General features: G+C 56.1%; 8 protein-coding genes. 3 read left to right on the top strand and 5 right to left on the bottom strand.

Translation table 11 applies throughout. The annotated features are described in order from the left end of the window. Window positions 1-226, bottom strand: a 226-nt coding sequence (locus tag RE6C_RS14465; protein ID WP_008657658.1) for a hypothetical protein, incomplete at its 3' end; no start/stop codon positions are given. Between the two features lie 222 nt (window positions 227-448). On the opposite strand from RE6C_RS14465, the gene RE6C_RS14460 reads away from it, so the two are divergent. Next, window positions 449-634 (top strand): hypothetical protein, encoded by a 186-nt coding sequence (locus tag RE6C_RS14460; RefSeq protein WP_008657657.1) that lies wholly within the window; start codon window positions 449-451, stop codon window positions 632-634. Between the two features lie 119 nt (window positions 635-753). Then, on the top strand, window positions 754-933 hold the full coding sequence (locus RE6C_RS14455) for a type II toxin-antitoxin system RelE/ParE family toxin (RefSeq protein ID WP_052034969.1): 180 nt from the start codon (window positions 754-756) through the stop codon (window positions 931-933). A 327-nt stretch (window positions 934-1,260) separates the two neighbouring features. Here RE6C_RS14455 and RE6C_RS14450 read toward each other — a convergent pair whose 3' ends face one another. The 3 genes from RE6C_RS14450 to RE6C_RS14440 are packed head-to-tail and all read right to left on the bottom strand — an operon-like array spanning window position 1,261 to window position 4,201. Continuing rightward, window positions 1,261-2,166: a DUF6528 family protein gene (locus RE6C_RS14450; protein WP_039962102.1), complete on the bottom strand. Its 906-nt coding sequence runs from the start codon at window positions 2,164-2,166 to the stop codon at window positions 1,261-1,263. 20 nt (window positions 2,167-2,186) lie between these two features. Then, complete coding sequence (locus tag RE6C_RS14445; protein ID WP_008657654.1) at window positions 2,187-3,338, bottom strand: 3-dehydroquinate synthase; 1,152 nt, start codon at window positions 3,336-3,338, stop codon at window positions 2,187-2,189. Next, window positions 3,335-4,201 carry an alpha/beta hydrolase gene (locus RE6C_RS14440; protein ID WP_039962099.1) on the bottom strand — a complete coding sequence of 289 codons (867 nt, stop codon included), beginning with the start codon at window positions 4,199-4,201 and terminating at the stop codon, window positions 3,335-3,337. Before RE6C_RS14440 ends, RE6C_RS14445 begins: the two co-directional genes overlap by 4 nt. Window positions 4,202-4,509: 308 nt before the next feature. Here RE6C_RS14440 and RE6C_RS14435 point away from each other — a divergent pair, with 308 nt between their 5' ends. Then, complete coding sequence (locus RE6C_RS14435) at window positions 4,510-5,547, top strand: aldo/keto reductase (RefSeq protein WP_008657652.1); 1,038 nt, start codon at window positions 4,510-4,512, stop codon at window positions 5,545-5,547. A 290-nt stretch (window positions 5,548-5,837) separates the two neighbouring features. Here RE6C_RS14435 and RE6C_RS14430 read toward each other — a convergent pair whose 3' ends face one another. Then, window positions 5,838-6,401, bottom strand: coding sequence for a GrpB family protein (locus RE6C_RS14430; protein ID WP_008657651.1), 564 nt, complete (start codon window positions 6,399-6,401; stop codon window positions 5,838-5,840). Between the last annotated feature and the right edge of the window lie 253 nt (window positions 6,402-6,654).

Genomic DNA, 6,654 nt, shown 5'->3' with positions numbered 1-6,654 from the left:
TTACCGGGTACACCATGACATCGCTAATCTTTTCGTACACTACCAAGATATAGCGTCCATCAGGCGTGAAACCAAAAACAATTGGCAAACCCGATGATTGGCTTACATCATGGTCTACCGGATTGAAAATCACCTCTTCGACATCCTCTGGCGACAGGTCATGCTCCGCAATATGCTCGATGTTTCCGCCGGGTTCGTCGTCCCAAATGATCTCGAAATATGCCATCCTTACCTCCTCCTTCGTGTTGACATATATTGCAACACTAGGTCGATGGTGTCAATGCCGCATCCGCCAACATGGTTTTTACGCTAGGCCTTCGGCACACCTTCGTTCTTTGGCAACGGGCGTTGGTATTGGTACAATTTCCCGTAGTTTAGGCATCATTCGCTTCGTTTAGGGCGGTGTCGTGAAAACATTCCGTGTCGGTCATAAATCAAAAGACTCACTGTGACAGCCAAAGAAAAGGCTATTTCGCTAATTCAGACCCTTGATGACAACGTCTCACTCGACGAGGTGATCGACCGTCTCTATCTCTTACGCAAGATCGAGCTGGGCATCGCTCAAGCCGACGCTGGCGACGTGATGGAACATGACGAGTTCATGGGCGAACTTGAGGCCGAAGATGCCCAGTAGAATTTACTGGACGCGACAGTCTCGCGAAGACTTGCTCGCGGTTCGCGCTCACATTGCCCGTGATGCGCCGGCCACGGCGTCTGCCTATGTCCGTTAAGCTCTGATTGTCGGTTGGGCGATTGCGACAATTTCCATACTCCGGCGAGGTCGTTCCTGAGTTCGGCCGCGAAGACTTGCGTGAGGTGCTGCCAGGCAATTACCGCATCATCTACCGTGTAGCCGAACTCAGGGTTGATGTCCTTGCTGTGTTTCATAGTGCTCGAATCTTTGATGAACGCGATCTCGGCAGCGGTGAATGACCGACAACATGGTTTTTGCGTTAGGCCTTCGGTGCACCCTCCTTTGCACTTCAGGCGGGGCCGGCGTATCACTAGCTGTTCGTGATTCAAGCTCCACCGCGTCGTTCAGGGCGGTGTCGTAGAAACCTTCCGTTGCCGGGCGTCAACGTTTTTTGATTTCAACGTCCATAATCGCTTGATCTGGGTACCGTCTTCAAGCTACAGGCTGATAGGCTTCTAGCGTGAGATTGGGCGGAACACAGGCTGGAAACCTATGCCGCACTGCATTGGATCCTTTGCAGTTCGCGATAGCGATCGTCTCGCATGAGGCCGGTGGAGGAGCGTTGCTCAGTAGCTGAAGTCGACGGATTGCCACCAGCGGGCTTTGTAGAATTTCGATCCGGCGATGGTGTGTCGTTGTTTGGATTCAGTTGGCTGCGCGGGGATGATGGAGTCGCTTTGCCAGTTGGCACCGACTTCGGTTCTTTGCGGGTCGCTGATCCAAAGGGAGCCATCAATGCTTTGGCTAGCACTTTTGATCCATTTGAGGTCCGACAAAAGTTGGAAGGCTTCGGTTTCGATGTCAAACAAATACAACGCGTCGTTGTTGCTGACCAAGAGTTTGGGGGCCGTTCGCAATGGGAACAAATCATGACCGGTTGGTGATTGCGGCAAGGCGTATTGCTGGTCCAGCGAGAGTTGCCGGTCGCGGTATCGAAACCGATAGAGCTGGTCGCCGAGAACCCACAGGCACTGGCGTTTTTTGTCCCAGGTCACACCGTGGGCGTAGGGCAGTTCCGTGTCGACAAAGTCATTGGCGGAGTGATGCAGGCGGAGCATGCTGTGGTTGCTGTTGACGGTGGCGATCGAGCCGTCTGGAAGCAGTTCAGCGGAGTGGCAACTGCTGTAGCTTGGGTAGTCTTTGATCAGCTTTGAATCTCGGAAGCGCACCAGTCGAACGCGTCCGTGGTAAGCGGCGAGGATGAAGACCTCCCCGTCGATTTCGACTCGTTTCGCATCCGTCGGTACGTATTCGCTTGGCGGGGCTTGGGACGCTGGGTAGGACCATAGATCAGCATCGTCAGCATCTTTCGCGAATGGATCGACCAGTCGGATGCGGTTGTCGGCTTGGTCGGCACAGAGGATCGCTGGGGTTTGAGGTGAAATGCCTGCCAGAACGCCGTCGTCGGCTGGCTCTTTCGCCTGAGTGAAGTTTGCCAACAGAACCAGGAAGGCAATCGCCAGGACTTTCATGGACGTCTCGTCGCTGTTGGTCAAACGGGTTGTTGTTTGGCAATATCACGCAGTTCGTCGATGCAGGATTTCATGATCGGAAGGTCGATCTCGTGCACGTTGATGGCTTCGCCGGGGTTCTTCAGCATGGTGACGGTCAAGCGACCACCAAGGTGTTGGCGGAACTCTTCGAGGCCTCGCAGGACTTCGTCGGGTGTATCGAGTTGGTCGCACCAGAGCGGCGTGCCCAGGTCAGCAAGGGTTTGGCAGACGGCATGAGCCAACGGCGTGGGAAACCCGAGTTTGCGGGCTGAGTACAACGTGTCGAGAGCCACTCCAATTCCAACCGCTTCGCCGTGTCGAAGAGCGTAGTTGGTCATCGGTTCCATTCGGTGGGCGGACCAATGTCCGAAGTCGAGCGGGCGAGCTTCGAGTGCTTCGAACGGGTCGCCTCCTGCGGTGATGTGTTCGAGGTGCAATTGGCACGAGCGTGCGATTGCTTCCTTGGAAACATCGGCCACTCGCCGGCGCAGTTTGCTGGCGGATTTTCGTAGGTAGTCGAAGAAGACCGCGTCCTTCAGCAGGGCGACTTTGACGGCTTCGGTCAAACCAGATCGGAAGTCGCGATCGGGAAGTGTTTGCAGGATCGCGGTGTCGTTGAAGACTGCCCATGGAACGGCGAAGCTGCCGATCCAGTTTTTCTTTTCGAAGTAGTTGATCGCGTTCTTTACACCGACACCCGAGTCGGCTTGCGCGAGCGTGGTCGACGGCAAGCGGATCAGACGCACGCCCCGGTGAGCGATGGCGGCAGCGAATCCAACGGCGTCCAGGACAGCACCGCCGCCGGCGACGATGATGTAGCTGCGTCGATCCAGGTCGTGTGAGTTGATTGCGGCGAGCAGGTCCCGAAGTGTGTGTTCGGAGTTTTTGCAGGATTCACCACCGGGCACGATCATCGGTTCGCGAACCAACCGCATTCGATCGCTGGTTCGCATCTGGTTGATCAGTGCGGTGGCGAATTCGCCGCCCTCGAGGTTGCTGTCCAAGCAGAACAGAACCTTCGGCGCGGAGCTGTCACTTTGTTCGCCGTGCAGGACAGATTCCAAGACAGAAAAGTCACCTTGGGATACGTCGTCGGTCTGTCTTAGGCGATGAACAAATTTGACTTCGAATGAGATGTCTTGGTCGGTCACGGCGTCAACTCTTTCCATCCGCGCCACAGCCAACGCAACGAGTCGGGGAAGATCGAGCCCCCGTGTTTTCCGTTGTGGCCGCCCTCTCCGTAGACAAACTTGCAATCGTATTCTTGGAAAGCCAATGCGGCCGCCATTTGCTGGTTGGCCAAGGGCCAGTTGCCGTGGCTGTTGTCCAGGTCGCCGCTGCCGTCTTGCAAGAAGACTCGAATCGGTTTGGGATCCGTTTTGCGAATCATGGCGGGGTAGTGATGTCCACCGCGAATGTTGACGAAGCTGCCGATGTGCGACATGACTTTTCGAAACGAGTCGGGGCGGAACCAAGCGACCGAGAACGCACAGATGCCGCCTGAGCTGTTGCCGCAGATGGCTCGCAGATCGGGGTTGTCGGTGATTTTGTATTGTTCCTGAATTTCAGGAAGCAGTTCGGTCAACAGGAACTCGGCGTAGTCTCCTGAAACCGTGTCGTATTCGAAGGCTCGATTGGATGGCGTGGGTTTCCATCCTCGTTTGGGTGGTAATTCACCTTTGTGGCCAGGGTCCACCATCACGGCGATCGTGACGGGTATGTCGCCGGCGGCGATGAGGTTGTCAAACACGGTGGGCAGGCGGAAGTCGCCACCGGGGCCTTCGAAGGTGTGGCCATCTTGGAAGACCATTAACGCGGCGGGTTTGGTCCCGTCGTATTGGGCCGGCACATAGACGCTGTATCGACGTCGGGTGCCTTCGAAGATTTTGCTGTTCGAAAACTCGTGTTGGGTCACCGTGCCTTTGGGAACGCCTTCCTTGGGATTGGAGTCGGCGGACCATGTGTAGGTTTCTTCCGCCGCGACGTTGGTTGTTGTGAGGGGAAACGACACCATGAGTGCGGTCAGGAAGATGCCAATTGACGTGAGGCGACGAGAGGTGGGGTGCACCTGCGATGCGGCAGGCGGGCGAGAACGCTCTTGGGCGAAGATCATGCGGATTTGGTTCTTGCGGGGCGGGATTTTGGCGGGAATCGACAAGGATAAAGGCGGGAAGCGGCCAATGGCAGCTCATACAGGCGGGTTTTGACGACGAACGGGCATGTGGTGGGATTCCAATGCGGTTTGAGCTAAAACCTCCGCCGTCGAAGAAAGACCCTTCGAAAGACCGAACAGTGTAACCCAATTTTCTCGGTGGATCAGTCGTGCAACAGCGTCGTTTAGGAAGCAGCGGAATTGTCGTTTCTGACATTTGCATGGGAACGATGACGTTTGGAAGTTCCTGTGACGAGTCAACCAGCCACGCGATTTGCGATCACGCCTTTGATGCTGGGATCAATTTCTTCGACGCGGCGGAGATTTATCCGGTCCCACCAAAAGACGAAACCTTTGGCGTCACCGAAGAGATTTTTGGTCGGTGGCTGAAAACCAAACCTCGGGATTTGGTGACGGTCGCTACCAAGGTGACGGGCCCAGGTCATGGATGGTTCACGCCGCCGGTTCGGCATGGTCGGACAACGCTGGACCGCCATCAGATTATCCGAGCCTGTGAAGATTCGCTGCGTCGTTTGGGCGTGGAGACGATCGATCTGTATCAGATTCACTGGCCCGATCACGGCATGCCTTATGAGGAAGTCCTGGAATCGCTGACTCATCTTCGCCGCACCGGAAAAGTTCGTGTGATCGGATGCAGCAATGAAACATCATGGGGATTGATGAAGAGTCTTTGGGCGGCCGACATTCACGGCGTTGATCGGTATCAAACCGTTCAGAATAATTTCAGCCTGATCAATCGCCGCTGCGAGAACGAGTTGGCTCAGGTTTGTCGCCGAGAGAACGTGAGTTTGTTGCCGTACTCGCCGCTGGGCGGAGGAGTCTTGACGGGTAAGTACGAAAACGGACCGCCACCGGGAGGTCGTTTTTCGGAGTACCTGCAGACGGGGAATGATCGACAGAAGGCGATGGCTCAACGTTTCGTCAACGATCGCACCATTGAAACCGCGGTTCGGATGCACGAGATCGCTGAATCGATCGGCACGACGGGAACGGCGTTGTCGGTCGCGTGGAGCAAGCAACATGATTTTGTCGCATCGACGATTGTGGGGGCCACATCGATTGAGCAATTGAAAGAGATTTTGGTCGCCGACGACATGATTCTCGATGACGAAACGATGGCACGAATCGATGCGGTCGAAGTCGAGATTCCGAACGCGATGACGGAAGACGGGCTGCGACGGTTGTAGGGAACTGGGGTGCCGAGCAGATTGATGAGAGGGCAGATGGATAGCAGGTTTAGGCGAAACCATGTGAGTTGTTGAGGCGTTGCCCTCGGTTCCACCACGACGGAACCGGGGCGGCCCTGCGAAAGGCTTCCCAGAACCGCTAGTACCGCCCCCGTTGGGGCTTTGCAATCTTGTTTCCGCCAACACCCAGGGCGTTGCCCTGGGCTGGTATAGGGCTGCCCCGTTGGGGCGAAGTCGTGGAGTAAAACCTGCGCAGTCCAAGTCAGTGCCGCAAGACTTTTGCTGGGGTGCTAAGAACCCGGGATTTGGTCTTCGAGTTTTGAGAAGACAGCCGCTTTGTCTTGTTCGTATTGGTCTGGATCGCCGCCGCTTTGTTTCCACCGGTCGACTTTGGTGCTTTCGAATCGCAGGGCTTCTTCGGGATTGGCTCGCAAGTAATCCCGCACTTGAATCATTCGTTCGTGGGCGGGATTTCCCAGGACCATCAAAAGGACTCGGTGGGTGGTCTCGCCGTGGCGAGGCTTCTGCAGTACCAGTGATTGGTCCAGCCAATTGGGCGTGTCCACGACTCGATAGTTGAGGCCTTCGATGTGCAGAGAAGCTGCGTCGAGGCTGGAAAGGTCCGTGACGAGAGCAACGACATCGATGATCGGTTGGGCGATCAAGCCGGAAATGGAGGTGCTGCCCACGTGGTCAATTTGTGTGACGTGACCCTGGCAGGATTGCAGGAGGCTGCTTCGGGTTTGTTCGAATTCCTGTTTCCATCGGGCGTCGTGATGCATCAGCCGAATGGGGGCCGGTCCTTCGGGATCCAAGTCGTCCCACGGCGTCAGGTCGAATGGCGGCGATGTCATGGACGACTCAGGCGAATGCGTGGTTGCGGGAAGAGGAGGACGGTAGACGATCGCCAGCGGTCAATGGGCCGTGTTTGCTGGATTGGGGAGGCTCGATGAGGGGCAATTCATCGCGGGGAGTCGTTGCGGTATAACCCGTGGCAGATTGATGGTGTGTTCGGTGCCGGTTTCGCCCTTGAGGATGGAACGCTTTCCAGCCGGATGGCACTGTCGCAACCGCATTGTTCCAGATGATTCGTATTCAGAGTAGCTG

Source organism: Rhodopirellula europaea 6C, from assembly GCF_000338295.1.
In the GTDB taxonomy this organism is placed as follows: domain Bacteria; phylum Planctomycetota; class Planctomycetia; order Pirellulales; family Pirellulaceae; genus Rhodopirellula; species Rhodopirellula europaea.
This window is presented reverse-complemented; position numbering and strand designations above follow the sequence as displayed.